We start from the raw sequence: 24,707 nt of genomic DNA, 5'->3' as shown, positions 1-24,707 counted from the left end.
TCGCGGCCAGGGTGGCCAGTATCAGTGCTGTGCCAGCCAGAATTGCCAGCCCTTCAATCTGTGATCGTTTCAATCTCCTGGTACTCCAGCTCGTTGAAGTTGAGATACTGGGCTGGGGCATTATCAATGGCCGCCAGCCTGATCTGTTGGTGGGTCATCGGGTGGTGTGCCTCGATGGTACCGGTCAGGCGATCCGGCGCAGAGCCAAGTTCGGTCGCGGCGCTCAGGGTGTAGCTGTAGCGGTGCATTTGCCTGCTCCTTTGGTGGTGTCTATCTGCCAGCGGTACCCGCCGTGCTTCTCCTGCTGGCCAGCAAGGCAGCGGGTGATGCCAACCCTGACAAAGCCGCCCTTGGTCTCTGCATCTGTGACGCTGTCGAACCGGACAACCTGATCCCCGCAAGTGCCTATTACCGGGGTCTTGCGCCACTGCGGCGGCTTCACCACGTCCACATAGAGGCGGCGAGTGTGGCGGCCACGGCCGTTATCCCCAACCATGCAGAAGTGCTCAACCCTGGTAGTGAAGCGGGACTCTCTGTGGATCTGCCCCATCACAATGCTGGCCTCGCTGACAGCGAGGGAGAACTCGGCTGCCACCTCGGCACTGATGGCCCCGCCTTCTCTGCCGTGAATCCACTCTGCTATGTCCTGCACGATGCTCATGCTGCACCGCCTTGACTCGAATCGCTGACACCTCCGTGAGCGGCGATGATTGCTGTCGCCTGGTTTACTGTGAGGCCGCTGGCGATGAGTCCGTCAGGGCCATGGATTGAAACGAGCTCATCCCGCCAGTCGCCTGACATCATTCGCCATGCCACATGTTTGGAGCATGGTGCCTCTGTCACGGTCTCACCTTGCTGATCCGGCTCGCCTTTCTCGCGCCAGTGAGCTGCTGGGGTTTGATTGGTCATCACTGTATCTCCTCGTGGTCAATGCCATACTGGCTGGCCAGTTGGCGGAGTTCGATCTCCGCCCGTTTCTGCTGGCGCCGCTTGAGCGCTTCGGTCGCGGCGCGGTCCTTCTTCAGGCCTTTGCTGCAAATCAGCTTCTGGCTGTTGGTGGTCATGCTGCCTCCATAAAAATGACGTTATGGCGACTCGATTTCGGATAGAACGCTTTGATCGCCTTGTGCTCTTCATCGGAGATAGAGTTCTCTATTGCCCATGCCTGAATGTCGGGGACGTTGAGTTTTTTCTGTAGACGCGCCCACATCTCTGAGCGCTGGATGATTTCATCCAGGCTGGCGGGCTGGCCATGGCTTACTTGTACCATCCGGTGATGCAGGTAGAATTTGATGGCTTCTGCCGGGTCTTCTCCGGTGCATTCGATGGCTATCTTGTTGTCGATAAAATGCTCCAGCCACAACAGGGCCTCGCTCTTGTCGATCTCCATCTCTGGCACGATGTCGAAGGCCATGACCTCTTTTTCCACCCCGGTGACGCGGTCATTGATAGTGGGCTGCTTAATGCCAGCATGGCGCTGCGCATGAATAATCAGCGGGTCTGTAAGGCCGCCAATGCCATCAGGTGGTGCAAACCCTTCAGGCGGTTTGAACCAACGGCGCTTTGGTACTGGCACCTTTTCTGCTGGCTGACCTTGCTCCGGATAGTAGCGGCGGCCGCAGCGGTGGATCTGGTAATACTCATACAGCGCTGAAAACGCATGGGGTGCATCGCGGTAGATAGACCATATGAAGTCGATGATGACCAACTGCCACGGCTGGATAAGCTGGAACCGCGGGAATCCATCATTGTGTTCATCTGCCCAGGCGCACTCATCAGCATCAATGCTCAGCATGTAGCGCAAGATCTGGCGGCGGGTCTTAAAGCTGAAGTAATCAGGCTGAAGCACGATGTGACCGGTAACCTTGTCAACGGTACGGCCTAACCATTCTCTGGCCGACATATCCCAACGGATACCGAACAACCAGTCGCGGAAGTCGGCGATCGGCTTCAAATAGCCGTATTGGTCGCGGTCATTCTCGATCATGGCCTGCAGCGACTTGTCGCGCTCGCCGGTGGCGACGCATGACCAGCAGCCAAAACGGGCGCCGCAGGCCGAACTGTTGAGCTGACTGTCTGCCAATCCGGATACACACCCGCCGTTGGCATCTTTGTAGAGCAGCACCAGGTCATCAAAGTGGCAAACGAATGAGGTGATCAGCGGATTGCCCATGCGTTGGTCGCACTTGCGCAGCAGCGTCCAGACATCGACTTCATCCCAGTCTGCGATTGGCACTGCGTACAGGTCGCCACCTGGGTTAGTAAGGATGACGCCAGCCTCATCACCTCGCGCCAGCATGCGAGCCTCACGCTCTTCAGACTCACTGAAGCGGGTGCCGACCAAGCTGATAATTGCGTTGCCGAACTGTCTGGACAGCGCCTTCTTCTCCTTGATGATCGGGTTAATCTTCCAATCCTTGCTGCAATCCCGGCTCATGCCTGGGTAGCGTGGCAACTTACCGCGACCAACGGTCACATAGTGGAACGATGCAGTCAGTGGAGGAGTCACGAGCCGGTACTCCAGCGGCAGTTCGTTAAGCACACAGAATCGCTCGAGCTCGCTGGACATCTGTTCAAAGAAGGCGCCAAGAGCCGGGTTCTCAACTGTGGTGTCGCTGGTGATAGCAAAACACTGTGGCAGAGTGATACCCGCAGCTTTTGCCCGCTTCATCGCTTCGATCACCAGCACCAGCACGGCGGTACTATCTTTGCCCCAGCTCAGGGATACGCAGAGCGAATATCCCTCGCGCAGCCAGCCAACCATAGGCGCGACAGCGGTCTCTATCAGGCGATTCATGCTGCAGCTCCTTGCTTACGGGTGTCATCCAGCATGTCGAGCTGCTGCTCGGTATGAACCCGCTTACCGAGCATCTCGGCGGCCTTGACGGTTGCCAGCTCCACCAGGTCAAAGCTGGTTGTCAGGTTGTCGATGACCCAGCCTGCTAGTTCGGACGTCTTGGCCGGTGTCAGGATGTCTGCATCGTCAATCTGGTAGATCACCGCCTTGACAGCAGGGTGGCGCTGCCAGTGCGGAAGGGTCGGTGTGCGTCCGTCCAAAACAAAGCCGTCATGGACCTGCTTACCTGCTTTGAGGTTTGCCGCCGCCAGCGTCAGTCGATAGCAGATCTCGGACGGTGACTCGCCTTCGTTAAACCACCCTTTCAGATAGCTACGCAGGGTGTTCTGGTCTGCATCTGATAGCTCGGCAACTTCATCGATATATCGAACCAGATATAGGCCCGGCTCGGAATAGTCAGGGTGATGAGCGCCAATAGTCGCTACCTGGTCAACCCGATCAGCATGTTTATCTTCTCCAGGCTCCAACAAAGCCAGCTCTTGAGCTGCTGCCTCATTGGTCTGGTCATCGGTTGCCACCGGCTGCTCCCACTCAGCCGGCTTGGCGACGGCAGGCTGGTCTTGCAGCATGGCGGGCTCGGCATTGATTACCTTGGCAATCGCCTGGCTGGCCTCTTCGTTGAGCGCAACAGCCTGGCGGTGGATCATGTCGAGGATGATCTGGCCTGTGGTGATCAGGTCGTCACGGCGCAGGCGGGCTTCCGGGCGACGCTCTCCCTGCCAGCTGGCATCGAAGATCACCACGGCGGAGGCGAAACCGCTGGCGCTTGGCTTATCCTTCTTCGGATCCCGCGGGACGTACCAGCTCGGTACCTCAAAGCCGATGCGGCCGCTGATGAACTGGATAAAGTCGGCATCCTCCGGCCACCAGGTTTCACTGGTAGCGGCCTTGATGAGCAGCATGATCTTGGCGCCCTGCGCCCGCTGCTCGCGACAGAAGTTGAGGATGGGCTCCATCCCGGTGATGTGGTTGCCTTCGCCATCGACACATGGGCGGGAGTAGGGCGGGTTGCCGTAGGCAGCACCACCCAGGCGGCGCAGGTCGGATGCCAGCTCCTGAGTGAGGGCGTTGTCGGCCGCATCGTAGTAGTTCGGCACCAGGTGGTTGCAGTCATCGGCGAACATATCGAGCACCACCGGCCCCAGGGTGGGTGCGAAGTGGTGGAACAGGCCCCAGGCCAGCGCCTTGGGGGTCTGCCACTGGTCGCCGATCTGCTTGAGTTCGTGGTCAGGTTGGAGCTGGAGCTCTGCCAGCGCTTTGGCGTAGTGGTTCATTGGTCTATCACCTACACGTTGCGACCCGTACCCCGGATCAGGGTTTGGCCTTCCTGGCCGATTCCGCCTTCTTCGCGATCCTTGCTACTGCGCGGGCCGCCTTGAGGCACTCATCGAACACCTTCCCTTTGGCAAAGCTGGGTGTCCGGTCGAAATAGCGCTTGGCTTCAGCCACGCCCAGCGAGATCGCATGGGGGGGGAATTGCTCTTTCTCCAGCGTTGCCTTGATGTGCTTGGCAATGAAATCGCTTGGGTGCATGGCTGCCTCCGCTATCTCTGAAATTGGTCTCATCACACAAGCGACAGGCAATAGGAGGCCGTGACCCGCTGTTGGGCCGCTATCGCTTGTGGGATAAGGGCCCCGTTGCCGGGGCCAGGAGAGAACATGTCGGGCTGGTTTGGCAGGGCCTGGAGCCCTGTGCCATCGTAAGCGGTGGAACTGCCCTTGATGGCGCCGCCATGGAGGTGACGGTTGGTGTTGCTTGTTGGTCAGCTGCCAGCCCGAGCAGCCAGATCAACATCAGGAGTAGTAACCACATGCGTTGCACCTGTGGTGAGGCTGAGCGCTTCACAGCGAGTCAGCCGTTCGTGTTGTCGGCACCGGTGCGCCCTCACGGGCAGACCTACCATTTCGAAACTGTCGCCTCTCGGCGAGGGCCTTGGTGGCGCTTCACAGCGGGACCAGGCGACCGCATAACCCAGCGGTGGGAGATATGATCACCTCCTTGGGGTGGTCAAATCGGTTGGCTGTGGTGTCCTACGATTGCACTTCCTATCGGCACCTCCCGGCTGCTCGCAGCTTATGGGATGGTTATCACCACAACTGTGGATTGCACTGGTTACTGATTCCGTGCCATGCAGGGCGGTAATCAGCTGTGGTTTTTAGCGTGGTTCCACTCCACCCCAATGCAATCCCAGTTGTGTCCCGGCCTTTCACCGGGTGGGTGGCTGGGGAGTCAGGCCCGCCACTCGCTTTGTTCTCTGTAACTTCGCTGTCTTTCCAGCTGCCAGCCGGTCACTGATTTTGTTTTCCGGTCACCCTTGTCGGCACGCATTACACCTTTCAAGGGGAGAGCGGGGAGGTGAATCAGCCCGGTTGCCGGTGTTATATTCCCAAGCGGTATGTTGCCACCGCTGCCAGTTTTCGCTGGCCCTCCGGCTGGGGTCGTCTTTCGCACTGAATTCGTTTCCTAACTTTTGGTTAGGATATATTGGTTATTTTTTTGGTCAATAGCCAAAAGTTAGGTTTGTCGTTTTTTTTTCAAATGGGTTCATTTGGTGCAAAAATGGATTTCTTTATGGGAGGGAGTCCATATGAGTGAACTGATGGAGTGTCGCGCCTGCCTCGCTCTGGCTGATAAAGGTGAGCGGGTCTGCCCTCAATGCGGGTCGAGTCTGCTGGGTAGCGTCGGGGAGGAGCTGTCGCAACAGTTGGCCGTCAAGCAACAGCTGGAGGCGTTTGTTGCCACCTATCACACGTGGGCCGAAGGAGCCTGGAATGGGGTAGGGATCGATCTGGTCCGCAATAAATTGGCGGTGCGTTACTACGATGGCTATCGCAACTGTCGCAAGATCATTCAGGGCGAGCAGGTCATAGGCGTGAAGGTGCATGAAACCGCTGGCGCAACGCACACCAAGACCAAGGGCGGAAGTCAGCTGGGGAGGGCGGTGATCGGCGGCGTGATGCTGGGAGGCGTCGGGGCTTTGCTTGGTGGCCTGACAGCCAAGAAGATCAGTACTGGTACGTTGGCAGGCATAGAGGTATTGATCTCCACCACAGACCAAGATTTTCAGTTGGTCACTATCACCCTGCTGGCAAGTGAGCACAGGGCTGATTCATCAGTGGTGGCGCACGCAAGACGAGCTGCAGAGATATGGGTAGCAAGAGTTGAAACACTCATCAAGCAGTGTGCGCGTAACGCGGTAGCGGCTGCCAAGATGAATGGCGGCAGTGTCGCTGACGAGCTGGGGAAATTGGTGTGGCTTCGTGATCGTGGCGAAATAACCCAGCAGGAGTTTGAGCTGCTCAAGGGGCAGCTGCTTGCAAATTGCAATGCAAGTTAAGATGCAAGCAGCTATTCAATCATCACCGAACAGACCAATACTGCACAGATGTGGACATCCTCATTTACCTGGAGCATTGGATATTGCGGGTTCAATGGCTTCAACCACCACTGGCCTGCATCCATCACAAGTTCTTTGAAGGTCATGTCGTTGCCATAACGGGCGATGACTTTCTTCCCGGGCGCCGGCTCAACATCGGGATCCACGATGATGATGGTGCCATCGGGATAAGATTTGCCCCCCATCGGCGCGACCATTGAGTCACCCTTCACTCGAACCGCATAGGCTCTGGTTCCCACGCGCACCGGACTTATTGTGGTTTCTTCAGCCTCTTCAAGGGTTGGTACATCCCCGCAATCCCTAAACTCGCCAGCGCTGACCCAAGCAATAAGTGGCACCTGATAGATAGGGAATGGCTGAGGCTCGACATTGCCTTCACCCGTATCGGTTCCTGTAAGTAGCCACTGCACGCTCTTACCGGTGATCCTGGCCAGCTCACCAAGTCTTTTAACCTCTGGCAAGCCTTCCCCTCTCAGCCATTTGCGCACCGATATTTCGGACAGGTCCTCTCGCAGAGTTCGCTTGAGCATGGCAATTCTGCCCCGCTGTGGCCATCCAAGTTCATCCAGAGCGAAGTTGAGTCGCTCGGCGAATGCCATTTTATCGGCTTCGTAACGCGCCATTTGTGTCTGTTTCTCATCCATATCCTAACGTCCGGTTATTATGTTGCGATCTGGTGCTAACTTTAACCTCTTGCTGGTTTTGCTAACCAAGAGTTATGATTTGAGCTGTAAAAAAGACCAGAGGACGCCATGCATACCCTGATAACTCGATTTGGCTCCAAGAGTGCTCTCGCTAACGCACTGGACATTACCCCCGAGGGTGTAAGCAATGCGTTCCGGAGAGGCAAGGTCCCAGTGACCTGGGTACCCAAGCTCAAGTTGCAAGGTTTGAGCCAATCTGAACTTGCAGCTCTACCCCTCACTGATGAGGGGCGGGCGATTGTATCAGCATTTGCCGAGCGGCAATAACTAGCAGTTAGGAACAACTATGACAGAGCAACGGAATGACACAACGGCAAAAGCTCAGGCAGTTTTCCGGTCATCTGATGTGATGGCTGCTGCCTACGGCATTGGCCATCGCTATAACGCCAGCGAGCTGGCGCGACTGATGGGCCGCAAACCTGGGGAGTTTTGCAAGAAGCTCAATCCTGATTGTGACGATCGCCACATCACACTGGCGGAGGCTGTCGCGATCACCGAACTCACCGGTGACAACGCGATTCTTGAGGCCTGGTCAGCCAGCCGCGGCAAGGTTCTGGTAGAGCTGCCTGCCGGCGTTGTCAGTGATGACGATCTGGTTGAGCAGGTGCTGTTGGCACAGGCGGTGTTTGGCTCGCTGATGCAAGCCATTCACGACGCTCGCGCTGACGGCATCATCGACCGGATGGAGCACGGCCAGATTGAGCGGATCGGCACTCAGGTCGCAGAGCATGTGTTGGGGCTGATCAGTACCACGGCAGTCAACGTTCGACAGTTGCCAACGAGCGCCAGCAAGTAGAAACAAGGCGGCCCCGCACTGCGTCAACAGTCGGGGCCATGGTTCAAGCATCGAACGAGGATGTGAACATGGAAAATCATACGGATATCAAGCCCATTGGGCAAGTGTGGGATGCCGCGGAGCTGGACGAGATTAATGCGTGGTCTCGTGCTCACCCCCCTGTCAAATCGTGCGGGAGCTGCAATGGCACCACCCGGCGCAACGTGATTCCCGAGGTACTGCCGCGCCTGGTTGATGGTACCAGCGGCACATTTCTGGTCTACGGCAGCCTGAAAAGCGGGCTTAAGATCCCGGTTACCGCCGAGCAGGCCCTGCGCCATCTGCAATGCCTGCTGCAGCATCTGCAGGAGGTTCGCCATGGGTGAGGTAGTTAGATTGGCGGCATCTGTGGTCGCCCCAATTCAACGAGGTTGCAACGTGGATGAGAATGCCCGCACCGGATTTCGCCTGTTCTATCGCAGCATGAAGAATGCGGCATGGTACCGCGATGTGGCGAAGAAGGCGGTGATGTTCCACCTGATCCTCGATGTAGCCCATGAACAGCGGTCAGTGGTGTTTGCAGGCAAGCGTGTGCAGCTCTCTCGCGGCCAGCTGGTGTGCTCTGCCAAGAGTTTGGGGCAGGATTGTGGCATCTCTGAAGATCAGGCCCGCAGAGCGCTGGAGTTCTTCAAGGCTGACGGGGCGATCAGCTGCGTTGGCTCTCGTGGCAAGGGTGGTTACACCATCGTCACCCTGCTCAATTTCGATGCGTATCAGCGCGGATTATCACAAATATTTAGCGCGGAATATGGCGCTGATTCTGAGGGCTCGCCAGCACTGGGGTTTGAGGCAGGTTCTCTAATTGGCGGCGCGGATTTACCCGCCGAACAACAAGCCGAAGACTATATCAGTAAGAACATACAGAACATAAAGACAGATCTTAAACCCTCTTTGTCGCAACTCGCTGACGCGAGCTTCGACCAGCGGAGTGAACAGCTCATCGCAGCTGAGCCTGTTTCTGCAGAACAAACCACCACCGAGCCTGACTCTGACGAACCAAAGACCCGCGTTATCCCTGAGGCCGCCATCCAGACCACGAACGGCAAGGCATGGGGCACAGCTGAAGACCTGAAGGCCGCGCAGTGGATGTTTGTCCGGGTACAGCGGATTAACCCAACTGCACTGGAGCCGAACTGGCCGCAATGGGCCAACGTGATCCGCCTGATGCGCGAGCTGGACCATCGTAGCCACAGCGATATCTGCGAGCTGTACGACTGGGTGAGCCGGGATCCGTTCTGGTGTGCCAACGTGCTGTCACCGCAGAAGCTGCGCCAAAAATGGGACCAACTCAACGCCAAGCGCCTGGTTGCGCCGGTAGCAAACAAGTCGATGGCCAATCTAGCCAAGGTTCAACAAGCGGCCGGTGCGCTGCGTGACGCGGGGGTCAGCTATGACCGCAACACACCTCTGTAATTCGGCGGCCATGCCTGCGGTGCGCGGCTCCATGCAGGTGAGCTCTGGCATGACCATGTTTCTCGCCGAGGAGCTGCTGCCGCTGATGGCTGGTCTATGGCCTGCCAGTGCCAACCAGCTGGACGGCAATGTGCGCGGGGTGGCGATGGCGTGGGGCCTTCAGCTTAGCGGTTTTACGGCTGACCAGATCACCGACGCCGTGATGGCGCTGGCCAGCGATACCAATCGCCAGTTCGCCCCGCGTCCCGCCGAGGTGAAGGCGGCGATCATGACCAGTTTGGCTGCATCACAACCAGTAGTGCCAACTGGGCAAACCATATCGATTCGGGCATGCGAGATGGAGGCCACTGTTCGCGTGTATTTGCGGGTGGGGAAGGTTGATGAATTGGTGACTGATGATGCCGTAGCCGCAGAGTTGCAGTCGATTTTATCCGATAAGCGCCGCGCAGGTGTCACTGTGACAGGGAGGATTTAGTGATGGCCAGTCAATTCAGTGAAGTCGCCGAGCGCGATGTGCGTGAGGCGAAGTTCTGCCGGGTTGCCATCTATCCGCCGGTGCGCGGCTGGGTGGGGGAGCGAGTGCAGCTCGAGGTTGCAATTTCACCGGAGAAGTTCGGAGAGACTGAATACCTGACTGATACCGGTTATTACCTGGTGGTTGGTGACCCTGAAGAGGTGCGGGCAGAGGCGGAGCGGATCCGTGGCAAGGCTGTCGAGCTGGTGAGGGTGGGGTCATGATGCACTACTACGCCCAGCACACGGCAACCCGCGACTGGTTCGCACCGGTGCTCAGGATTGATGAGGTCGAGCAGGCAAGGCTGGCTGGTGTGCAATGCACCGAGACCCCTGTGCTGCTGATGACAAAAGGGTTTGATATGTGGGCTGCTGACGTGGCCCAGATCGTCGGGGTGGCGCTCCATCGCGCCGCCCACCACACCACCGCCGGGAGGGGGAGGAGTTGATGGAACTGGTATGGATGTTTGGATTGATTGGGCTGCTCTGGCTGGTGTTGCTGGCCATGTTGGTGGTCACTGTTCGCCAGTGGATGGCAGAGGCGATTGGGCCAGAGCTCGATTGTGACGAGTTCGAGGATGAGCCGCGGTTGGTATCGGCCTGCCGCGAGCTGAGCGAACTGGCGGCCAAGACCCGGGAGGCCAGTCATGGTTAAGGCCTTCTTCCTGTTGATGTATGTGTTTGTGGTGCTGTTTGTGCTGGCCCATGTGCCCTATGAGGGCGGGGTAGGGTGGCAGATGCTACAGGCGCCGGTGGTGTGGGTGATCACGGCAGGTTGGGTGATGGTGATGTTCCCCCGTCAGATCGCCCGCCTGCTACTCGCACCACTGCGGGCCGTGCTGCTGGCGGTGGTGTGGTGCGGCACCCTGTTCCTGGCGTTGGCAAAGGCGGTTCTGGTGAAGCTGAACCGCATGAATCGCGATCTGGCCGAGGAGGCCCATCATGACTGTTAAACCGAAAGAGCTGAACGAGCAGGGGTTGATCGACCTGACTGGAGTGAAGGTCTATATCGCTGGGCCGATGACCGGTTTGCCGATGTTCAACCGGCCAGCCTTTTTCGCCGCCGAGGCGTATCTCCAGGTACAGGGGGCAGTGGTAATGAACCCGGCGATCTTGCCTGACGGGTTCAGTCATGACGCCTATATGCGGATCGCCATCCCCATGATGATGGAGTGTGAGGCTGTTGCGTTTTTGCCGGGTTGGCAGCAGAGCAAGGGGGCGCGGCAGGAGTTCACAAGGGCTCATGCATTCGGGCTGGAACTGCTGCAGCTTGAAGTGGAAGAGGTCGTCGGTGAGCTGTGGGTGAAGCGCCACCTTCCCTTAGTTGTGTAGTGATGACCCGGTATTGCAAACCTAACAAACGGTGATTGTTGCCTGTATAAATAAACAGTAATATTTGGGTCTACCCCTATCCATGACAATCGGGAGAGTGACATGCAGGTGTTGAGTTTTGACAGCGCGGAGTTTGGCAAGGTGCGGCTGATCCAGGAGGATGGGCGCGTGTTGTTCTGCGCAGTCGATGTGTGCAAGGCGTTGGGCTACAGCAATGCGCGGGATGCCGTGAAGCGCCATGTGGATGAGGGGGATGTCGTGAAACGCGACACCCCCACAACCAGCGGAGTTCAGGAGGTATCCTTCCTCGATGAGGGTGGTGTCTATGCCCTGATCTTCGGTAGCAAGCTGCCGGCGGCCAAGTCGTTCAAGCGCTGGGTCACTGGTGAGGTGCTGCCATCTCTGCGCAAGGTAGGCCACTACCAGATGGCACCCAGCCCCGCGGTCAATGTGGAGGCGGTGCAGGTGGAGTTGCTGTTTGTTGAGACCGCCGCCCGTATGCTGAACGTGAGCAACTCCGGCAAGCTTGGCATGCTGCAGACCATCCAGCGCCAGCACGGCTTGCCCAATCTGCTCCCGAGCTACGCCATCGATGCGCCGAGCGATGCCACCGATGGCAGTTCGCGGGCTACCTTCTCGGCAACCGAGGGGCTCAAGCAGCATGGGGTGACCATGGGGGTGCGCTACTTCAACGCCCTGCTGGAGTCGAAAGGGCTGATCGTCAAGATGACCCGCCCCTCTTCCAAGACACCGGATAAGCAGAAGGAGTTCTGGTCGATCACGCCAGCTGGGCTGCGCTATGGCAAAAACATCGTGGATCCGCGCTGTCAGCGAGAGACTGCTCCGCACTGGTACCAGAGCCGGTTTGCCGAGCTGTTGGTCCAGGTCGGGCTGGGGAAGGTGGCGGCGTGATTTAGGATTCTGATTTTTATTGATATTTTTGTTTTATTAAGATCGTTTAGTGGCTTGTTTCTGTGATGTCTATTTGCCACTGCTGATAGAGAAATTGTTTGTGGCACGATACTATAGTGTGTCGAACGGAGATGGATGATCACGTTTTGAGAGTTGCGTTAGTGGGTCTCTATCGGTTTTTTAATTTGCAGAACGCAAACTGATAGTTTACGATTCATGTCAAGTGGAGATTGACGGTTGGCAATCAAGAGTTTCCGCCATAAGGGGTTGAAAAACTTCTTCTACAAGGATGATCGAAGTGGGTTAAGCCCAATGTACATCGATGCCATCGGAGATATCCTCGATGCCCTTGATGCATCGCACCATCCTCAAGATATGAGAGCAATTTTTGGTGATCAATTCGCCAAAAAAAAGGGCCATGCGGCAGGTGTTTACAGTGTGGAAGTGAACGGCAATACGCGAATCACTTTTGAGATAGAGGATGATGGGGCTGTTGTAGTCGACTATGTCGATTATCATGGCAAGAAAATCGCAAAACGGTAGTTTTATTTGGAGTACATAACGTGACTGAGAAGCGTATCAGAAAGCCTACTCACCCCGGTCTTGTTTTTAAGCGTAGGGTGTTAGCTAGACTGGGCCTCAGCATACAACAAGCAGCGGATTATCTCGGTCTGTCGAGACAAACGATGAGCAAGTTCTGCAATGGCACTTCGCCTTGCACTCAAAACCTTGCAAGAAGAATCGCTGAAGCAACCGGAAGCAATGTAGCTGTGTGGATCAATATGCAAGCTGCGCTGGATGCTTGGGAAGCTGAGAACATGGAAACCCCTGTTGTAACCAAGTTTCCTGTCAAAGACGCAGCATAGACATTCAAGTCGCTAATTAATGAACAAAACGGCCAAGATCTCTTGGCCGTTTTTGTTTTCTTAATGCTAACTTTTGGTTTGCATTTTTAGTATGATTTCCTCATCCCCCTACCGTGAGGTACTGGTTATGAGTCAATTCACTAGCCGCAGTGCGGCCCGTTCACGCCATCTGCAACAGCAGGCCAGCAACCCGGCTGGTACCGCGCTCAACGAGAGCGCCGAGCTGTTCCGCTCTATCAATAGCGCCTGCCCTGGCCTGACCGCCGCTGAGGCCGCCCGCCGCGTTATCGCCTCAGAATCAGCCGCCCTGCGCCGCAGCGCCAGCTATCAGCTGCTCGCTCGCTTGGGTCCGCTGCTCGACAAGCTGGAGATGGTGGAGAAGCTGGCGTGAACCCTACCCATCCGGTCTTTGTACCTGAGATGGGGATGGTGTTGCTGGTGGTAGGGGATGGGTTGGCCAAGCTGCGCTCATCCCTTGGCAATCGTCCGGCAATGCTGGTACCCGCCACAGAGGGGGGCGATTTGCTGGCTCAGTTCCCCGAGCTGGCCAGCTCGCTGCTTCACCCCGATATCGTCAAGGCTGCCGGTGGCGAACTGGCCTTGCGCAGCGTGGGCCAGTGCCTGATCGGCGAGGGGTGTGTTGGAGAGACCGTCACCGCCGAGATGGGTGGGCTGCCGCTCCCCCTGTGCTGGCACCACGATAACGAATATCGGGATGGTCAGTTGCCATTCAACCCCGCCAAGCATGCCACTGCCATTGCGCGGGCGCTGCTGACTCGGGTTGCCGGGTGGTGCGGGGTGCAGCTTGCACAGTTGCAGGCCAGGGATCTCTGTTGGTGGGCCAGCGTTTACAAAGTGCAGGGGCATCTGCCGATCGCTGTGGTGCGCCACGCATGCCGCTTGCCGCCGCTGGAGCCTGAACGGGTGCTTGTGCCTGGTCGCGGTTATCGGGAGACCGATGCCCGCTATCGGGTGAACCAGGAAGCGCTGCTGGCGCAGGACCCGCTGGCTGAACTGCGGCCCAAGATCCGTGCCAAGCCGGCGGTGAAGGCCATCGACCCGGATCCGCCGATGCTGCACATCCCCCGCCCAAAGATGAAGCGTTTGGAGTCTGCCAACTATCTGGCGTTCGTGCGCCAGCTTCCCTGCGTGGTGACAGGCCAGACCGAGGGGGTCGAGGCGCATCATGCGATCGGGCACGGCCTAAGCGTGATGGGCAGCAAGGCGAACGACCTGATGACCTTTCCGCTCAGCCACGATGCGCACATGGAATTGCACAACAAAGGCTGGCAGCAGTGGGAGCGTACCCACGGCAGTCAGCTGGTTCACGTCGCGATGACGTTAAACAAGGCCGCTGGCCTGGGAGTGTTTGGATGACGCCTTACAGTGGGAACAAGCCGGTAAAGGGCAGGGCACGGTCACGGCCGGTGCCCGGCAAGATGAACCAGACAGAGCAGGCCTATGCCGATCACCTGCGCTTGCTGATGCTTGCAGGGGAGATCCTCGCTTATGAGTTTGAGCCGCTCAAGCTGAAGCTGGCCGACAAGACCTTCTACACCCCTGACTTCATGGTGGTTGGCAAGGATGGCTTGATCGAGCTGCACGAGGTGAAGGGGTTCTGGGAGGATGACGCCCGGGTCAAGATCAAGGTGGCCGCCAAGCAGCACTGGATGTTCACCTTCGTCGGTGTGATGCGCAAAGGCGCCAACTGGTCACTGGAGGCATTCTAATGCGGCTCGAATATGCAATCTCAATCGGTGCCCCACGTTCGGTGATGATCCAGGCCATTCAATCCCGCTCGACAGGAGCAAGTCATTTGACCAAGGCAGATGTGCTGGGGGCGCTGGGGCTGGTGCAGAAATATGAGGCCGTTGGCCTGGCGCTGATTATGGCCCGCTACACCAAGGACAGAGAGAGCCACAAGCAGGCGGTGATCGGCGTGATGGCCCACTGCAGCAATGTGGCGCCAAAGTACGTGGGGGCCAACAAGGCGCGGGGGCACGGCATGGCGCTCAAGGCGCTTGCGGCGCTTGCTGTGCAGCACTTCTGCCGTACCGTGGATACCCCTGGGGCGGCCTGCCACCCGCAGTTCTGCCGTGGGCGCGGGGTGATCCGCGATCTGGAGTTGAGCCGCCTGCACGGCAAGGCGATCGACAAGACCTGCCCGCGCTGCAACGGTACCGGCCTGCGCCCGATCCCGGGCACTCAGGTGCGCCGTGCCATCGAGCCGCTGCTGGGCACTCTTACCCGCGGCGAGTGGGAACAGCAGTGGTACCCGCTCTATCAGGCGGTACTGGCATGGTGCCATGTGCAGGAGAGCGAGGTGGCGGTGATTTATAAGCGGGTGACGTTGTAACATTTACGGCTTGTCGTATATCCCAGCGCCTGGCTCACGGATACTTACGGGAAGTTGGTGCGTGGCAGGTATCATCGCAATTTGTCCATGATGGTTTGGAGTGATCTGCATTAGGGGGAGTATTACAAGCGGTTAATGCTAGTAAAGGCTGAATCAAGTATTTATAGTTGTTTTCATTTTTATGATCTTTGGCTAGTATTTAGTAAATTATGATTGTCATGTTTTTTCAATGCGATAGCATTGATTTAGGGTAAAGTGCGACCAAACTTCCTGGTTATGTTTGGCTGTTTTTTATAGATACCTTTTGAAGGATTGAACGAAAAATCGGTTTCTATCTCGTTAACATGGTCAACAAGAATAAGATGGGAAAATGAAAATAGATACTTTTTTAGATGGTTTAAATATAATTTCACGAAAGCATCACTACGAATCATATGTTAATTGTGATAGGCTTGTTTTCCATAGAAATGGAACGTTATTGACTATTCCTATTGAGTTCCACGGCGATAATGTGGGCATATATTTATATGCGCGCACAACATCAGGAGATGGCTCCGGGGATAGAACTGACATGAATGATGTCTTTTCAACCCTTCCCGCATTATTTTTACGGATTCATAATGTAAACATATCTAGTAAGCTTTTTGACTTAGAACACCCTCTTGGGCAAGGTGAAAATGGCTGTATTAGCGTAACAGAGTTGTATGCGAGATATATAACATTTTCTCAACCGTTCAAAGGAGGTGTTTTTCCATTATCAAATGCAACGATTAAAACTATTGATAGAATACTTGAAGCAGTGACTAGTTATGAATTTAGTCTATATCACTTTGTCGAATGCAACCATGATGTTGAAGCAAAATCTATATACAATGATCTTGGACTTCATGTTTGGGCTGTTTCGATCGCTAAGTCTTTAGGTGAAAATATAAAGTCAGAGTTGATTTCATATAATAAAAGACTGAATCCAAACTGGTATTATTTTCGTTGTTTAAGCAAAAACCTATCAGTTATACATGCGCCAAAAATGGCATATATGTTTAGGCATCTTATTAATGATAAAAGTCAGGTTAAGAGCTATTCTAGTGATGGTTTTGAATTTTATGTGACTGGCGAAACATTCAATGCATTTAGGTCCGCTTCTGTTGATAATGCTTTAAGTGTATTCAAGTTACTGGGGGAAAAGTTAGAAAAAATATTATATATCCCACTCGAGAATAAACTTGTGGCTGTAGGTGAAGTTAATATTGTTTTTCTAGACTGCGATTGTGGCACTCAAGTTTTTAACCAAGGGAAACATGCGGTAATTCATCGCAGGAAGTGGGAGCAGGATGTATTATTCAATGGGAGGGCCTATGTTTGGGCTAAGAAAATTGATGGGGAAAGGTTTGAAGAGTTTACTAGAGACTTACTCCGTCGCAGAATGGGGGTGGTAAAAGTTAGCCAAACTTCAATTACTAATGAGCCCGATTCTAACGCTGATCTAATTTGTATCTGGGATGTTTCCGACCTATCGGATATGCCTCAATCAGATGATAGAGGCCCAGTTGCAAGACGGAAAATTGTTGTTCAATGCAAGGCTTGGGCTAGAAACATTGGAAAAAATGATGTACCAAGCATCAGGGATACACTCGATCGCTTTGAGGCAGATGGTATGTTGGTTGTATCGTCTAGGTCTATAGCGAGGAGTTTATTTGACCATTTCGAGGTTTTACGGAAAAAAGGTATATGGGTTGATTATTGGGATAGGGCAGACCTTGAGAACATGCTTGATGAAAACCCTGATTTGATGTCTAACTACCCTGATGTAGTCTTATACGATGAATAAACTTGTAATATACTGTGATCTATCAATTTCTTACTCTTGTGTTTCAAGACTAAGTTAGAGGTTATATCTTGTTGATCCGAATCAGATTTTATCTTCGCTAATACGATAAGCTGGTTTCAGATAGAGGGTTGAAGCAAGACTTAGTTATTGGTTTCTCGCTTCATCAGCCCATATCGGCAAATCGGCACTTTTCCTTAATTCCTTAATGAAATCGTTATTAAAGAGCTGGGAAAGTATGAATAGCAAATTGAAAACGCCAGCTCTGAAGATGGCGGGCTGGGGGCTACTGCACGCAGAGTTCTTCGACCTCTATGACGTCGTCGAAGCGTTTGAGATCCCCAGTGGCCTAGCGGGCCAACTCATGATTTACCTGCGCACGATGCACAGTGTGGAGCTGGTGGCAGAGGCTCGTGTTGGGTTGAAGGAGCAAGGAAGGGCCAACAAGCGGATGTTCTTTCAAGGTGCTCTGCCTTTACCCCGACGTTACGCCAAGTCCCAAGAAGGTTCAGCCGGTGCCAAAGTCGGTGTCTCTTCAGCAGCAGTTGACCAAGCGGGTCAAGCTTATGCCTTCACCGCTGGGAGCTCGTTGAAACCAGCCGTACTGGCCTGGTGCCATGTGCAGGAGAGTGAGGTGGCGGCGTTCTATAAGCGGGTGACGGCAGTGTGAATGCAGTTCAAATTCTGGCGATAATGGGAGTATACAACGGATTTTTTCGAGTCGAACTGGCAAAGGCCGGAAAGGCGATAGGCCTTATGACCAGATAATCGCGGCCCATGCCCGTAGTCAGGTGCTGATCATTGTAACAAACAATGTGCGTGAGTTTGAGTGAGTGCCACGCTCGCGAATTGAGGACTGGAACAACCCTAGCCTGTAAGGTTATTCCAGCTTATAACGCCATATACCTGCCCAGAACCGAAAGCATGTCGGGGGGATGTCCAAAATTAGATGATCACCATCAGGCCTGCGGAGCCTCAATCGCATCGTCGAGCTTGACGACGGTCTCGAGCATGCGCCGAACGATCACGGCGTCGAACTCTTCTACCCGGCCCTCCTCATGGGTTCCCTTGTTCAGGTGGCTCCACTCGACTTTGTGCTTCTCGCTGTATCCAAGCATCTCGTTCAGGTGCGGCACGGCTTCCTGGAATACGGTCACGTCCTTCCTGTTGAGAAACTGGTAGAGCCCAGTCGCCAAGCTCATGAGGTCTGGGTCTCCCGGCCCCCTCATCCCGATACTTATCTGCGCCGACAGCTTCTTATTGGCAATCTTCTTCCAGAGACGGTTGAGTTCTTCTTCAAAGGCCTTCCGGATGTAGCTCAGGGAGTCGCGTATACGCCCTTCTTCGTAGCTGCGGGTCGCCACAGTGAGGTAGTGGCGTGGCGAGTCGAGCTTCACTGCGATCTTCTTGGCGGTGAAAGGCACAAGGAAGTCGATTCGAGTCACCGTTTCCTTGTACTTTTTCATCGGCACGGCATTCTCTAGTCGTTTCACGAAGTCCTCGCCGTGAGTCGTGACGATGAGTTGCCTCTTGCCGACCTCTTCCGGATTCAGTATGAGGTCGATGATCGCACCCCGGTGCTCGTCGTCGATCGAGTTCACTACGTCGTCGAATATCAGGAACGGGAGGCCATCCCTGGTGATCTTCGCCAGCAGGATTGCTAGCCCGAGGCACCGAATGTGGCCTTCGCTGAGGACCTGGAGCGCGTCGCACCTGTCCCCGTTCTCGAACTCAATCTCTATCTTCTCCCCGGCGGCTGTCGGTAACCTCAGGGACTTGAGCTTGTCGGAAGGGTGGTCGTTCTTGTTAACCTCGTTGTAGAACTTCAGGGTCTTTTCATTGAGATCCGCGGCTAAGGCCAAGGGCAATTCGGCGTTGTAAGCCAAGAGCTTTTTGCGGAGCGAGGCGTAAGCAAGGCTGTAACCCAGGTTTCTGGCTATTCCTGGTTTCTCGGCTTCCACCTCCCTAATGAGCTCCTCGTTTTCCCGGTTGAACATCTCTATAGCCTTCGTTGCTTCCGTCTCGCTCTTCGAGTTCGCAGCAACGAGGGTCGAGATGGCCACGATTTCCTCGAGGTCCTTGGAGATCGCCAGGTTATCGTCTTCTAGCTTTTTGATCGCGGCTTTGGATTGTTCGACCTTTGCGTTATGGGTGGCGGTTGCGTCCTTTAGCGCCTGAAGGAGCTCGCGCTTGGCTGGTACGGTTCTGAGGAAGAGCTCGATGTCTATCGCACTCTTGGCATCGGATGCCTCTGTGCTGAACGAGCTGATCTCGGTCGCACTGACGAACCCAATGGCCGCGGCGAATGCCGGAAGCCTGGCGATTTTCGAAAGCAGGTCCCGCCAGCCGAGGTTGAGTGCCTCCCGGACTTCCTTGATCCGCCCTTCGACCATCAGGGCGGCGTCGAATTGCTTCAGCTTTTCCTCCGCGTTGTCGTACGGATCGAGCGGAACAGCGAGTTGACCGTCGCGGTAGAGGTCGGAGGCACACGCGGGGCATTTGTTCTCGAACCTTTCGCGGTTCCTCATGATCGCGCCGTAAAGATCCCTAAGGGAAAGCTGTTCTTTGTACTGTTTGAGGAACTCTTCTGATTCAGCCTTCTCTTTGATGAGCCGGAGCAGCTCGTCGGCGTCGGCCAGAATGCTGTCCGTCCCGGGATCTGCGGCTGTTTTAAGGTTCTGCAGGTGGCCGATTTCGGTGTTGTTCGCCTTTTGTTTGCCGCCGTTGCCCTCGGGGCCGGTTAGAATGGCCTTGATTTCTTCGATGTCCTTGCACCCCGGATATTTCGTAAGCAGCGCGGCGCCTCGCGTTTCGGCGGCTTTGGTTTTTTCCGGGAGGCCTTCAAGGAACGCTTTGTGTCCGGCGATGCCCTTCGCTCGGTCCGCGAGTTCCTTCCCTTTTTTACCCGTTAAGTCCAAGTAAGAGTCGATGTTCTCGTTGAACTGCGTTGCGAACGAGTTGAACTCTTCCAAGCCAAACAGAGCGGCTAATCGCGCCTGCTGGGCTGCCGGGGTATTGGCCGCCACTCGCGCGAATCCGTCGATCCGGTTCTTTTCGATGAAGCAGAATTCGAAACTACGGGCGTCCGCTTGTACTTGGATTCCTTTCTCCTTCCCTGTATCCCCGTACAGGACGGGTTTTGCCGACTTCCTCGATGTGGCGTTCCTTATGTAGTCAGTGACGGGGATCCGCTTCGAATCCGCTTCGTGGATCGAGGCGAGCAATCCGAATTCGAGAGCTTCACAGAGACTCGACTTTCCCGTCCCGTTCGGCCCGAAGACGAACGTGTAAGGTGTTTTGAATTCGAAGGTGTGCTTCTCAGAAAAACCCCGAAAATGCTCAACCTCCACTTTGGTAAGCCGGAGAATCTCACTCTCGTTGGTGTTCGCTTCGTCAGCCGCGATATCGAGTACAGGCGACGCCGACTCCCCTTCGTCGACGATCAGTTTCGCCAAGGCTTTCCCGCGCCGGCCTCCGGCCGCTCCGACCACTGCGATTTCGTCGAATCGCCCCAGAATCAAGTTGGCTAGCTTTTTCTCGTTTTCAGTGAGCTTCGGGGCCGATTTGACCAAGAAGCGTTTGAATTCGACTAGGGACTTGGACATGTCAGTTCTCGTAGCGGTTGTTATCGATTATGCGGTAGGGCGCGGGGTGTCAGCTGATGCCTCATTCTATTATGTAAAAACGTTTTTTAGGAATGCCTTGTTCGATTTTTGCGGGAAACATCTCGGTGTCAAAAGACAAATTTTCTCATGTAACAGAGGCGGTGCCCAATACGATTGCCTGCGCTCGACGACGCTATAGCGTTGACACATGTATTTCGGGTCGATCGGACACAGTGTGAATCGCCCCGGCTTCTCTATGAATCGCGCAGGCGCTCCAACGGATGAACTACCTGCGTACCTCTGATTGGGTGGACAAGGCCGTGAAGGTTCGCCGTGGATTGAGGGAAGAGGGAAAGGCGCCAAAACGTATTTTCATCAAGATGCTCTGCATTCATCAGGAACCGGCACCCAGATTGGAGAAGGTGCCACCAGATTCAAATTGGAAGTCGATTCAGCAGCAGCTGACAAAGCTGGTGAAGTTCATGTCTTCACCGCAGGGAGCTCGTTGATGCAGGTGGTGTAGCGGGGGCTCAATTTCTCTCTCTTCATCATCCACTCCCTAGTGTCCCGGCTGCGGGCTGCGAAATAGACCTTTCCCAACCTTCCCTGATTGATCTGGTCTATCACCTTCATCAGAGCATCGCTGCGGGGATCCTGCTGCTGGTCAGCGAATAGATCGCCCTGGTGCATACTGGCCGGGGTGACGTCGGCCAACATGACGCCCCCCTTCATATAACGGACATCTTCCCGCCAGATGTTGGATAGGAGCGGTCCAATCAGGGCAAGCAGCGCCCTGGTGTCGTTGGTGGGGGTGGCTATCCGGGTGCTGATCTGGTTGCCGTAGTATGGCTCTTTGTCATTGAATGGACTGGTGCGGATAAAGAGGGTGACGTGACGACAGCGCATCCCTTCAGCTCTGAGCTTCTCGGCAGCCCGCTCCATGTAACCGGCAAGGGCCTGGTGCATGGCGCCGATCTGGGTGATGCGATCGCCAAAGCTCCGGCTGCAGATGATCTGTTGCTTGGCCTTGGCCATCTCTTCCAATTCGGCGCATGGGATCCCCCGCAGCTCCTGGACAGTTCGCTCGACGACGACCCCATATCTCCGCCGCAGGCTCTTGGCATCTGCTGAGACCAGCTCTGCCACGGTCCGGATCCCCAGTGATTCCAGTTTGGCGGTCAGCCGTCGGCCAATTCCCCACACTTCTTGGACCGGAGTGATGGCCATCAGCCTAGCCCGCCTTGCCTCATCGCGCAGATCCACCACGCCGCCGGTGGCCGGCCACTTCTTGGCGGCATAGTTTGCAAGCTTGGCCAGCGTTTTGGTGGGGCCGATGCCGACTCCTACGGTGAGGCCAGTCCACTGTTGCACCCGCTCACGGATCTGGCGACCGTATGTCGTGAGGTCACCTGCCCATGATTCGCTGAGCTCGATAAAGGCCTCATCGATGCTGTAAACCTCTACCGTCGGCGCCATACCTTCCAGGGTAGTCATGACCCGTTGCGACATGTCGCCATAAAGGGCGTAGTTGCTGGAGAACCAGACGCCTCCCATGGCTTCAAAGAACTGGCGGATCTGGAAGTAGGGAACTCCCATCTTGATCCCCAGCGTTTTCGCCTCTGCCGAGCGGGCCACAATGCACCCGTCATTGTTGGAGAGCACCACGATAGGTCGCCCCTTCAGGTCTGGCCGGAACAGGCGCTCGCAGGAGGCGTAGAAGTTGTTCACATCTACCAGGGCAATAGCCTTCGGCATGGTTTACCCCAGCTTGGTCTTGTGGAGTACGAAGGTGACGACGCCGAATATCTCCAGCTCCTGCCCTTCTTGCGGATAAATTGGAGGAAAATCGGGGTTGGCCGGCAGAAGGGCGGGCCGGGGTGTTTCCTGCAGTTCCTTGACGGTGAACTCGCCATCCAGGCAGGCCAGTACAATGGCGCCGTGGCTGGCCTTTACTGCCCTGTCGATAACCAGCAGGTCGCCGTCATGTATCCCCTTTCTGATCATGCTGTGCCCACTGGCGCGCACGTAGAATGTGGCGGCCGGATGCTGGATGCAGATCTGGTTAAGGTCGATGGTCTGCTCCACATAGTCCTGTGCTGGGCTGGGGAAGCCACAAGCGACAGGCGAAAGGAACAGCGGCAGCTCAAGGCTGTCGGGTGATGGGTGCGGGATAGCAAGCATGGTTGTGACTCTTACTGTGTTTTTGTACAGTATAGCAAGGGCCCGTGCCGTACGCATCAGGTGCCAGTTGGGTTAACGCGGGTTTGCCCAGGCAGCCTTTCACCTCATTAAAATCATTTTAGCGGCTAAAAATGTACTGTTGTGACAAACCCAGATTCTGTATCGGTAAAACATTCTTAAAATACTATATAAGCAATGCATAGATGCTTTAGGCGACGACAGGCTTGTGCCGTTAAAGTGTTTAAGTAACTAACTCGCTTAAACTCTTTTTCGTGGCGGATGATGCCAGTCTTAAAATCATTTTATAGCATCCGCCAATGGTTACTTTTGGTGCACATGAACATCCTAACAATCAATATTAAAAATCTGATGCTGAACAACCGGCCATGATTATTTGATTTTGTGATGATATCATCATGCTGAGCTCACAAAAGTAGATAGTCCATTAAAGTCAGGTGGCATGCCGGTTCCGAGGTGGTTTAGGTGATGGCATTGGTTCGAATGAGACTGCCACTGCCCGGCGCCGGCCCACATCAAGATTGCAATCTTGATTGGTAATCAGCCATAAAGCCTTTAATGAAGCTGTGTTTGCGTGAGTGGACAGCCACCATGGTTTGATGCGATGGGTAAGGACAGTTAGGCAGGCTATGATGTAGCGGATAGTGGCAATGTTTATATCAGGTATAAAAAACATTGTTATCTATTATTGTCGTGACGCTTCAACGATGGATGGGATGATATTTCACGTATTGCTTTTATGTTTTACATAAACTCAAGTTAAAAAATTTCTTAACTATAATCTACAGGCAGTAGAAAAATGCTACAGAGAGTAGCTTTGTTCCGATGGAACAATTTTCATCGCTCAACTTTGTTAATAAAGAACTTTCCGAAACCAGTTGACAGACTGAATTTCAGATCTGTAAATTATGAGCACTGGCAGCTCCTGCCGAATAACTTACGCATTCAATTTTTATCCGAGCAGGTGATGCCGGAGGCCCGTTATTATGTTGATGACTGAATATCCTCTCCATTATTGGCAGGAGAGAGGGGTTTATACATCCCAAGATCACGAGGATGCTTTTATGGAGTTCAAGATTTTCCAGCTGCTTGGGGCTGGTAACTCTGCGCTCATGATGCTGATCTTGGCACAGGAGCGGGATGGTCGTGATATGGGGGCATGCAGGGCGGAGTTGGCTGCGCTGCAACAAGCCACCTGCATGAGTGGGCTTAGTGGGGTGTTGGTGTTGACTGATAGGCTTTTGCCGAGGAGGCGTGATGGGAGTCAAATTAAGATTAGCAGTAGCGGCGGTAGTAGTTGGGTGCTTGATATCTCCACTGGTCAGTGGCGGCACACTGTTGGGGGAAAGTAAGCTCAGTTCGAGACGGAGTCAGGTTGTAATGTGCACGGAGGGGTTGCATGGCAAGTTACCAAGGGGTTTTGCTGAACAGTGCGCCGTGCTGTTTACAGAGCCAGCTGGGTTGATAACCAAAATAGACGATACGCATGCGATTTTTTTAGATTTGCAGGTCGAGAAGTCTGATATTAGGAGGTTGTACGAGGTCGTATTATCTGAGGCTCCTGAGAAACTTGCTGGCAACACCGTGTTTGAAGCGTGGTGGAAAAAGCAGCCAGTGCAAGGCAGTTGACAGTCAAAAGCATTTTTGTGTAGATTGAAACCCAATGATGGAAGACTGCACCCGAATAGATGTGGTCTTTTTTTCAGCTTCCAAACCTCGGCCTGTGCCGGGGTTTTTTCGTTTCTGGGCCCTAGCTGGAGCCCGCATGTCGGCAGCAGGCTGGCGTTTGAATTCGGGGTGGGGCATGGGGAGAGAGGAAGAACTGGCCACAGCAGCTGCGGCCGCTGGTGTGGCAAAATCCGCTCCGCCAGTTGTTGTGTCAGGAATGACGC

32 protein-coding genes are annotated in these 24,707 nt (G+C 54.8%); 21 read left to right on the top strand and 11 right to left on the bottom strand.

What is annotated here, in order from left to right; translation table 11 throughout:
• Positions 1-53 precede the first annotated feature (53 nt).
• The 7 genes from G5137_RS00555 to G5137_RS00525 are packed head-to-tail and all read right to left on the bottom strand — an operon-like array spanning position 54 to position 4,390.
• Positions 54-248, bottom strand: coding sequence for a hypothetical protein (locus tag G5137_RS00555; protein WP_421254726.1), 195 nt, complete (start codon positions 246-248; stop codon positions 54-56).
• The gene (locus G5137_RS00550; protein ID WP_421254725.1) at positions 224-661 is read right to left on the bottom strand and encodes a hypothetical protein; all 438 of its coding nucleotides are present in this window, start codon (positions 659-661) and stop codon (positions 224-226) included. Before G5137_RS00550 ends, G5137_RS00555 begins: the two co-directional genes overlap by 25 nt.
• Entirely contained in the window at positions 658-909 is a 252-nt protein-coding gene (locus G5137_RS00545) for a hypothetical protein (protein ID WP_421254724.1), read from the bottom strand. The genes G5137_RS00550 and G5137_RS00545 overlap by 4 nt, the downstream gene beginning before the upstream one ends.
• On the bottom strand, positions 909-1,064 hold the full coding sequence (locus tag G5137_RS00540) for a hypothetical protein (protein ID WP_421254723.1): 156 nt from the start codon (positions 1,062-1,064) through the stop codon (positions 909-911). The genes G5137_RS00545 and G5137_RS00540 overlap by 1 nt, the downstream gene beginning before the upstream one ends.
• Complete coding sequence (locus G5137_RS00535; protein WP_421254722.1) at positions 1,061-2,797, bottom strand: phosphoadenosine phosphosulfate reductase family protein; 1,737 nt, start codon at positions 2,795-2,797, stop codon at positions 1,061-1,063. The genes G5137_RS00540 and G5137_RS00535 overlap by 4 nt, the downstream gene beginning before the upstream one ends.
• Positions 2,794-4,131, bottom strand: coding sequence for a phage N-6-adenine-methyltransferase (locus G5137_RS00530; protein WP_421254721.1), 1,338 nt, complete (start codon positions 4,129-4,131; stop codon positions 2,794-2,796). The genes G5137_RS00535 and G5137_RS00530 overlap by 4 nt, the downstream gene beginning before the upstream one ends.
• 37 nt (positions 4,132-4,168) lie before the next feature.
• Positions 4,169-4,390: a hypothetical protein gene (locus tag G5137_RS00525; protein WP_421254720.1), complete on the bottom strand. Its 222-nt coding sequence runs from the start codon at positions 4,388-4,390 to the stop codon at positions 4,169-4,171.
• A 1,055-nt stretch (positions 4,391-5,445) separates the two neighbouring features.
• Between G5137_RS00525 and G5137_RS00520 the strand changes: the two genes are divergently transcribed.
• Positions 5,446-6,195, top strand: coding sequence for an SHOCT domain-containing protein (locus G5137_RS00520; protein WP_421254719.1), 750 nt, complete (start codon positions 5,446-5,448; stop codon positions 6,193-6,195).
• Positions 6,196-6,206: 11 nt separating this feature from the next.
• On the opposite strand, the gene G5137_RS00515 is transcribed toward G5137_RS00520, so the two are convergent.
• Entirely contained in the window at positions 6,207-6,899 is a 693-nt protein-coding gene (locus tag G5137_RS00515) for a LexA family protein (RefSeq protein ID WP_421254718.1), read from the bottom strand.
• Positions 6,900-7,308: 409 nt separating this feature from the next.
• On the opposite strand from G5137_RS00515, the gene G5137_RS00510 reads away from it, so the two are divergent.
• From G5137_RS00510 to G5137_RS00425, 18 genes are all read left to right on the top strand, one after another.
• On the top strand, positions 7,309-7,755 hold the full coding sequence (locus G5137_RS00510; RefSeq protein ID WP_421254869.1) for a phage regulatory CII family protein: 447 nt from the start codon (positions 7,309-7,311) through the stop codon (positions 7,753-7,755).
• Between the two features lie 68 nt (positions 7,756-7,823).
• The gene (locus tag G5137_RS00505) at positions 7,824-8,120 is read left to right on the top strand and encodes a hypothetical protein (protein WP_421254717.1); all 297 of its coding nucleotides are present in this window, start codon (positions 7,824-7,826) and stop codon (positions 8,118-8,120) included.
• Positions 8,113-9,207 carry a hypothetical protein gene (locus G5137_RS00500; protein ID WP_421254716.1) on the top strand — a complete coding sequence of 365 codons (1,095 nt, stop codon included), beginning with the start codon at positions 8,113-8,115 and terminating at the stop codon, positions 9,205-9,207. The genes G5137_RS00505 and G5137_RS00500 overlap by 8 nt, the downstream gene beginning before the upstream one ends.
• A gap of 49 nt (positions 9,208-9,256) precedes the next feature.
• Positions 9,257-9,682 (top strand): hypothetical protein, encoded by a 426-nt coding sequence (locus G5137_RS00495; protein WP_265061559.1) that lies wholly within the window; start codon positions 9,257-9,259, stop codon positions 9,680-9,682.
• 2 nt (positions 9,683-9,684) lie between these two features.
• Positions 9,685-9,945 (top strand): hypothetical protein, encoded by a 261-nt coding sequence (locus tag G5137_RS00490; RefSeq protein ID WP_421254715.1) that lies wholly within the window; start codon positions 9,685-9,687, stop codon positions 9,943-9,945.
• Entirely contained in the window at positions 9,942-10,169 is a 228-nt protein-coding gene (locus G5137_RS00485; protein WP_362789973.1) for a hypothetical protein, read from the top strand. Before G5137_RS00490 ends, G5137_RS00485 begins: the two co-directional genes overlap by 4 nt.
• The gene (locus G5137_RS00480; protein ID WP_421254714.1) at positions 10,169-10,375 is read left to right on the top strand and encodes a hypothetical protein; all 207 of its coding nucleotides are present in this window, start codon (positions 10,169-10,171) and stop codon (positions 10,373-10,375) included. Before G5137_RS00485 ends, G5137_RS00480 begins: the two co-directional genes overlap by 1 nt.
• Positions 10,368-10,673, top strand: a complete 306-nt coding sequence (locus G5137_RS00475) for a hypothetical protein (RefSeq protein WP_421254713.1) — start codon at positions 10,368-10,370, stop codon at positions 10,671-10,673. The genes G5137_RS00480 and G5137_RS00475 overlap by 8 nt, the downstream gene beginning before the upstream one ends.
• The gene (locus G5137_RS00470) at positions 10,663-11,052 is read left to right on the top strand and encodes a DUF4406 domain-containing protein (RefSeq protein ID WP_421254712.1); all 390 of its coding nucleotides are present in this window, start codon (positions 10,663-10,665) and stop codon (positions 11,050-11,052) included. Before G5137_RS00475 ends, G5137_RS00470 begins: the two co-directional genes overlap by 11 nt.
• Before the next feature lie 102 nt (positions 11,053-11,154).
• Complete coding sequence (locus G5137_RS00465) at positions 11,155-11,964, top strand: Bro-N domain-containing protein (RefSeq protein WP_421254711.1); 810 nt, start codon at positions 11,155-11,157, stop codon at positions 11,962-11,964.
• 237 nt (positions 11,965-12,201) lie between these two features.
• Positions 12,202-12,507: a type II toxin-antitoxin system RelE/ParE family toxin gene (locus G5137_RS00460; protein ID WP_421254710.1), complete on the top strand. Its 306-nt coding sequence runs from the start codon at positions 12,202-12,204 to the stop codon at positions 12,505-12,507.
• A 20-nt stretch (positions 12,508-12,527) separates the two neighbouring features.
• Positions 12,528-12,830, top strand: a complete 303-nt coding sequence (locus tag G5137_RS00455) for a HigA family addiction module antitoxin (protein ID WP_411633293.1) — start codon at positions 12,528-12,530, stop codon at positions 12,828-12,830.
• Between the two features lie 127 nt (positions 12,831-12,957).
• The gene (locus G5137_RS00450; protein WP_421254709.1) at positions 12,958-13,221 is read left to right on the top strand and encodes a hypothetical protein; all 264 of its coding nucleotides are present in this window, start codon (positions 12,958-12,960) and stop codon (positions 13,219-13,221) included.
• Positions 13,218-14,207: a DUF968 domain-containing protein gene (locus G5137_RS00445; protein ID WP_421254708.1), complete on the top strand. Its 990-nt coding sequence runs from the start codon at positions 13,218-13,220 to the stop codon at positions 14,205-14,207. Before G5137_RS00450 ends, G5137_RS00445 begins: the two co-directional genes overlap by 4 nt.
• A 62-nt stretch (positions 14,208-14,269) precedes the next feature.
• Positions 14,270-14,560 (top strand): hypothetical protein, encoded by a 291-nt coding sequence (locus tag G5137_RS00440; RefSeq protein WP_421254707.1) that lies wholly within the window; start codon positions 14,270-14,272, stop codon positions 14,558-14,560.
• 86 nt (positions 14,561-14,646) lie between these two features.
• On the top strand, positions 14,647-15,186 hold the full coding sequence (locus G5137_RS00435) for an antitermination protein (protein ID WP_421254706.1): 540 nt from the start codon (positions 14,647-14,649) through the stop codon (positions 15,184-15,186).
• Positions 15,187-15,556: 370 nt separating this feature from the next.
• Positions 15,557-17,014 (top strand): restriction endonuclease, encoded by a 1,458-nt coding sequence (locus G5137_RS00430; RefSeq protein ID WP_421254705.1) that lies wholly within the window; start codon positions 15,557-15,559, stop codon positions 17,012-17,014.
• Between the two features lie 235 nt (positions 17,015-17,249).
• Entirely contained in the window at positions 17,250-17,681 is a 432-nt protein-coding gene (locus G5137_RS00425; RefSeq protein WP_421254704.1) for a hypothetical protein, read from the top strand.
• A gap of 289 nt (positions 17,682-17,970) precedes the next feature.
• On the opposite strand, the gene G5137_RS00420 is transcribed toward G5137_RS00425, so the two are convergent.
• Positions 17,971-20,616 carry an AAA family ATPase gene (locus G5137_RS00420; protein ID WP_421254703.1) on the bottom strand — a complete coding sequence of 882 codons (2,646 nt, stop codon included), beginning with the start codon at positions 20,614-20,616 and terminating at the stop codon, positions 17,971-17,973.
• 281 nt (positions 20,617-20,897) lie between these two features.
• Here G5137_RS00420 and G5137_RS00415 point away from each other — a divergent pair, with 281 nt between their 5' ends.
• Entirely contained in the window at positions 20,898-21,125 is a 228-nt protein-coding gene (locus G5137_RS00415) for a hypothetical protein (protein ID WP_421254702.1), read from the top strand.
• On the opposite strand, the gene umuC is transcribed toward G5137_RS00415, so the two are convergent.
• On the bottom strand, positions 21,097-22,371 hold the full coding sequence (gene umuC / locus G5137_RS00410) for a translesion error-prone DNA polymerase V subunit UmuC (RefSeq protein WP_421254701.1): 1,275 nt from the start codon (positions 22,369-22,371) through the stop codon (positions 21,097-21,099). The two genes, G5137_RS00415 and umuC, sit on opposite strands and share 29 nt — an antisense overlap.
• 3 nt (positions 22,372-22,374) lie before the next feature.
• Positions 22,375-22,797 carry a translesion error-prone DNA polymerase V autoproteolytic subunit gene (gene umuD, locus G5137_RS00405; protein ID WP_421254700.1) on the bottom strand — a complete coding sequence of 141 codons (423 nt, stop codon included), beginning with the start codon at positions 22,795-22,797 and terminating at the stop codon, positions 22,375-22,377.
• A 1,004-nt stretch (positions 22,798-23,801) separates the two neighbouring features.
• On the opposite strand from umuD, the gene G5137_RS00400 reads away from it, so the two are divergent.
• The gene (locus G5137_RS00400; RefSeq protein WP_421254699.1) at positions 23,802-24,167 is read left to right on the top strand and encodes a hypothetical protein; all 366 of its coding nucleotides are present in this window, start codon (positions 23,802-23,804) and stop codon (positions 24,165-24,167) included.
• Positions 24,168-24,707: the final 540 nt, after the last annotated feature.

It is taken from the genome of Aeromonas sp. 600282, assembly GCF_049175755.1.
Taxonomy (GTDB): domain Bacteria; phylum Pseudomonadota; class Gammaproteobacteria; order Enterobacterales; family Aeromonadaceae; genus Aeromonas; species Aeromonas veronii_A.
This window is presented reverse-complemented; position numbering and strand designations above follow the sequence as displayed.

Excerpts from the sequence above, each read along its gene's own strand:
- G5137_RS00555 (WP_421254726.1), bottom strand. The coding sequence starts at position 248 with ATGCACCGCTACAGCTACACCCTGAGCGCCGCGACCGAACTTGGCTCT.
- G5137_RS00550 (WP_421254725.1), bottom strand. The coding sequence starts at position 661 with ATGAGCATCGTGCAGGACATAGCAGAGTGGATTCACGGCAGAGAAGGC.
- G5137_RS00545 (WP_421254724.1), bottom strand. The coding sequence starts at position 909 with ATGACCAATCAAACCCCAGCAGCTCACTGGCGCGAGAAAGGCGAGCCG.
- G5137_RS00540 (WP_421254723.1), bottom strand. The coding sequence starts at position 1,064 with ATGACCACCAACAGCCAGAAGCTGATTTGCAGCAAAGGCCTGAAGAAG.
- G5137_RS00535 (WP_421254722.1), bottom strand. The coding sequence starts at position 2,797 with ATGAATCGCCTGATAGAGACCGCTGTCGCGCCTATGGTTGGCTGGCTG.
- G5137_RS00530 (WP_421254721.1), bottom strand. The coding sequence starts at position 4,131 with ATGAACCACTACGCCAAAGCGCTGGCAGAGCTCCAGCTCCAACCTGAC.
- G5137_RS00525 (WP_421254720.1), bottom strand. The coding sequence starts at position 4,390 with ATGCACCCAAGCGATTTCATTGCCAAGCACATCAAGGCAACGCTGGAG.
- G5137_RS00520 (WP_421254719.1), top strand. The coding sequence starts at position 5,446 with ATGAGTGAACTGATGGAGTGTCGCGCCTGCCTCGCTCTGGCTGATAAA.
- G5137_RS00515 (WP_421254718.1), bottom strand. The coding sequence starts at position 6,899 with ATGGATGAGAAACAGACACAAATGGCGCGTTACGAAGCCGATAAAATG.
- G5137_RS00510 (WP_421254869.1), top strand. The coding sequence starts at position 7,309 with ATGGCTGCTGCCTACGGCATTGGCCATCGCTATAACGCCAGCGAGCTG.
- G5137_RS00505 (WP_421254717.1), top strand. The coding sequence starts at position 7,824 with ATGGAAAATCATACGGATATCAAGCCCATTGGGCAAGTGTGGGATGCC.
- G5137_RS00500 (WP_421254716.1), top strand. The coding sequence starts at position 8,113 with ATGGGTGAGGTAGTTAGATTGGCGGCATCTGTGGTCGCCCCAATTCAA.
- G5137_RS00495 (WP_265061559.1), top strand. The coding sequence starts at position 9,257 with ATGACCATGTTTCTCGCCGAGGAGCTGCTGCCGCTGATGGCTGGTCTA.
- G5137_RS00490 (WP_421254715.1), top strand. The coding sequence starts at position 9,685 with ATGGCCAGTCAATTCAGTGAAGTCGCCGAGCGCGATGTGCGTGAGGCG.
- G5137_RS00485 (WP_362789973.1), top strand. The coding sequence starts at position 9,942 with ATGATGCACTACTACGCCCAGCACACGGCAACCCGCGACTGGTTCGCA.
- G5137_RS00480 (WP_421254714.1), top strand. The coding sequence starts at position 10,169 with ATGGAACTGGTATGGATGTTTGGATTGATTGGGCTGCTCTGGCTGGTG.
- G5137_RS00475 (WP_421254713.1), top strand. The coding sequence starts at position 10,368 with ATGGTTAAGGCCTTCTTCCTGTTGATGTATGTGTTTGTGGTGCTGTTT.
- G5137_RS00470 (WP_421254712.1), top strand. The coding sequence starts at position 10,663 with ATGACTGTTAAACCGAAAGAGCTGAACGAGCAGGGGTTGATCGACCTG.
- G5137_RS00465 (WP_421254711.1), top strand. The coding sequence starts at position 11,155 with ATGCAGGTGTTGAGTTTTGACAGCGCGGAGTTTGGCAAGGTGCGGCTG.
- G5137_RS00450 (WP_421254709.1), top strand. The coding sequence starts at position 12,958 with ATGAGTCAATTCACTAGCCGCAGTGCGGCCCGTTCACGCCATCTGCAA.
- G5137_RS00440 (WP_421254707.1), top strand. The coding sequence starts at position 14,270 with ATGAACCAGACAGAGCAGGCCTATGCCGATCACCTGCGCTTGCTGATG.
- G5137_RS00430 (WP_421254705.1), top strand. The coding sequence starts at position 15,557 with ATGAAAATAGATACTTTTTTAGATGGTTTAAATATAATTTCACGAAAG.
- G5137_RS00425 (WP_421254704.1), top strand. The coding sequence starts at position 17,250 with ATGAATAGCAAATTGAAAACGCCAGCTCTGAAGATGGCGGGCTGGGGG.
- G5137_RS00420 (WP_421254703.1), bottom strand. The coding sequence starts at position 20,616 with ATGTCCAAGTCCCTAGTCGAATTCAAACGCTTCTTGGTCAAATCGGCC.
- G5137_RS00415 (WP_421254702.1), top strand. The coding sequence starts at position 20,898 with ATGAACTACCTGCGTACCTCTGATTGGGTGGACAAGGCCGTGAAGGTT.
- umuC (WP_421254701.1), bottom strand. The coding sequence starts at position 22,371 with ATGCCGAAGGCTATTGCCCTGGTAGATGTGAACAACTTCTACGCCTCC.
- umuD (WP_421254700.1), bottom strand. The coding sequence starts at position 22,797 with ATGCTTGCTATCCCGCACCCATCACCCGACAGCCTTGAGCTGCCGCTG.
- G5137_RS00400 (WP_421254699.1), top strand. The coding sequence starts at position 23,802 with ATGTTGATGACTGAATATCCTCTCCATTATTGGCAGGAGAGAGGGGTT.